Origin of the sequence: Carnobacterium sp. FSL W8-0810 (assembly GCF_038007125.1) — a bacterium.
Classification (GTDB): Bacteria; Bacillota; Bacilli; order Lactobacillales; family Carnobacteriaceae; genus Carnobacterium_B; species Carnobacterium_B inhibens.
On the sequence record NZ_JBBOWO010000008.1, the window covers coordinates 1 to 3,265 of the forward strand.

The following is a 3,265-nucleotide window of genomic DNA, read 5'->3' on the forward strand; positions in this document are numbered from 1 at the left end:
TGCGTGGCAGCGTCCTACTCTCACAAAGGGAAACCCTTCACTACCATCGGCGCTAAGAAGCTTAACTGCTGTGTTCGGCATGGGAACAGGTGTGACCTTCTTGCCATCGCCACCACACAAATTTCAATCTAGAGAACGTTGTTCTCTCAAAACTGGATAAGTTAAAAGTTTGTTCTTCGTTTAGAAACCGTCGTACACCGTTTATTCTTTGGTTAAGTCCTCGACCGATTAGTATTGGTCCGCTCCATCTATCGCTAGACTTCCACTTCCAACCTATCAACCTGATCATCTCTCAGGGGTCTTACTCACTTACGTGATGGGAAATCTCATCTTGAGGGGGGCTTCACGCTTAGATGCTTTCAGCGTTTATCCCGTCCACACATAGCTACCCAGCAATGCCCTTGGCAGAACAACTGGTACACCAGAGGTGTGTCCATCCCGGTCCTCTCGTACTAAGGACAGCTCCTCTCAAATTTCCTACGCCCGCGACGGATAGGGACCGAACTGTCTCACGACGTTCTGAACCCAGCTCGCGTACCGCTTTAATGGGCGAACAGCCCAACCCTTGGGACCGACTACAGCCCCAGGATGCGATGAGCCGACATCGAGGTGCCAAACCTCCCCGTCGATGTGGACTCTTGGGGGAGATAAGCCTGTTATCCCCAGGGTAGCTTTTATCCGTTGAGCGATGGCCCTTCCATGCGGAACCACCGGATCACTAAGCCCGACTTTCGTCCCTGCTCGACTTGTAGGTCTCGCAGTCAAGCTCCCTTATGCCTTTACACTCTGCGAATGATTTCCAACCATTCTGAGGGAACCTTTGGGCGCCTCCGTTACACTTTAGGAGGCGACCGCCCCAGTCAAACTGCCCGTCAGACACTGTCTCCCAGCCCGATAAGGGCTGTGGGTTAGAGTGGTCATACAGCAAGGGTAGTATCCCACCAACGCCTCCACCAAGACTGGCGTCCTGGCTTCAATGGCTCCTACCTATCCTGTACAAGCTGTACAAACACTCAATATCAAACTGCAGTAAAGCTCCATGGGGTCTTTCCGTCCTGTCGCGGGTAACCTGCATCTTCACAGGTACTATAATTTCACCGAGTCTCTCGTTGAGACAGTGCCCAGATCGTTACGCCTTTCGTGCGGGTCGGAACTTACCCGACAAGGAATTTCGCTACCTTAGGACCGTTATAGTTACGGCCGCCGTTTACTGGGGCTTCAATTCTGAGCTTCGCCCGAGAGCTAACCCATCCTCTTAACCTTCCAGCACCGGGCAGGCGTCAGCCCCTATACGTCATCTTACGATTTTGCAGAGACCTGTGTTTTTGATAAACAGTCGCCTGGGCCTATTCACTGCGGCTGACCAATTGGTCAGCACCCCTTCTCCCGAAGTTACGGGGTCATTTTGCCGAGTTCCTTAACGAGAGTTCTCTCGCACACCTTAGGATTCTCTCCTCGACTACCTGTGTCGGTTTGCGGTACGGGCAGTTTGTTTCTAACTAGAAGCTTTTCTTGACAGTGTGACATCGGGAACTTCGGTACTTAATTTCCCTCCCCATCACAACTTGTTCTTAAAGAAGCAAGCATTTGACTCACTTCAAAACTTGTTGCTTGGACGCGCATATCCAACAGCGCGTATTCCTTAGCCTACTGTGTCCCTCCATTGTTCAAACAAAACAAACTGGTACAGGAATCTCAACCTGTTGTCCATCGTCTACGCCATTCGGCCTCGACTTAGGTCCCGACTAACCCTGGGAGGACGAGCCTTCCCCAGGAAACCTTAGTCATTCGGTGGACGGGATTCTCACCCGTCTTTCGCTACTCATACCGGCATTCTCACTTCTAAGCGCTCCACTAGTCCTCACGATCTAGCTTCAACGCCCTTAGAACGCTCTCCTACCATAGAACCAATGGTTCTATCCACAGCTTCGGTGTTATGTTTAGCCCCGGTAAATTTTCGGCGCAGGGTCACTCGACTAGTGAGCTATTACGCACTCTTTAAATGATGGCTGCTTCTGAGCCAACATCCTAGTTGTCTAAGCAACTCCACATCCTTTTCCACTTAACATAAACTTTGGGACCTTAGCTGGTGGTCTGGGCTGTTTCCCTTTCGACTACGGATCTTATCACTCGCAGTCTGACTCCCGGATATAAATCAATGGCATTCGGAGTTTATCTGAATTCGGTAACCCGAGAAGGGCCCCTAGTCCAAACAGTTGCTCTACCTCCATGATTCTAATTCCGAGGCTAGCCCTAAAGCTATTTCGGAGAGAACCAGCTATCTCCAAGTTCGATTGGAATTTCTCCGCTACCCACACCTCATCCCCGCATTTTTCAACATACGTGGGTTCGGTCCTCCAGTGCGTATTACCGCACCTTCAACCTGGACATGGGTAGATCACTTGGTTTCGGGTCTACGACCACATACTCATTCGCCCTATTCAGACTCGCTTTCGCTACGGCTCCGTCTCATCAACTTAACCTCGCATGGGATCGTAACTCGCCGGTTCATTCTACAAAAGGCACGCTATCACCCATTAACGGGCTTTAACTATTTGTAGGCACACGGTTTCAGGGGCTATTTCACTCCTCTTCCGAGGTTCTTTTCACCTTTCCCTCACGGTACTGGTTCACTATCGGTCACTAGGGAGTATTTAGCCTTGGGAGATGGTCCTCCCGGATTCCGACGGAATTTCTCGTGTTCCGCCGTACTCAGGATACTGATCAGAGTGGATGTGGTTTCGGATACAGGGCTTTTACCTTCTTCGGCAGACCTTTCCAGGTCGCTTCTCCTACCAAATCCATTTATGACTCTATGTGTTCAGTCCTACAACCCCAGAAAGCAAGCTTTCTGGTTTGGGCTATTCCCGTTTCGCTCGCCGCTACTCAGGGAATCGATTTTTCTTTCTCTTCCTGCAGGTACTTAGATGTTTCAGTTCTCTGCGTCTACCTCTACTAACCTATGTATTCAGTTAGCAGTAACATCCTATCAAAGATGCTGGGTTCCCCCATTCGGAAATCTTTGGATCAAAGCTTACTTACAGCTCCCCAAAGCATATCGGCGTTAGTCCCGTCCTTCATCGGCTCCTAGTGCCAAGGCATTCACCGTGCGCCCTTATTAACTTAACCTATGGTTAATCGTTAATGTTCAATACTCATCTTACGATGAGAACCTTAAAAAACTCATTTTTAAAACTTTTCGGTGTGTTTCTGGTTTCTTACTTGAATTACAATTTTTAACTTTATCCAGTTTTCAAAGAACAAC

2 rRNA genes are annotated in these 3,265 nt (G+C 49.4%); both read right to left on the reverse strand.

The window, feature by feature from the left end:
• Position 1 precedes the first annotated feature (1 nt).
• A 5S ribosomal RNA gene (gene rrf, locus NST49_RS12640) occupies positions 2 to 117 on the reverse strand.
• A 91-nt stretch (positions 118 to 208) separates the two neighbouring features.
• Positions 209 to 3,129 (reverse strand): 23S ribosomal RNA (locus NST49_RS12645).
• Positions 3,130 to 3,265: the final 136 nt, after the last annotated feature.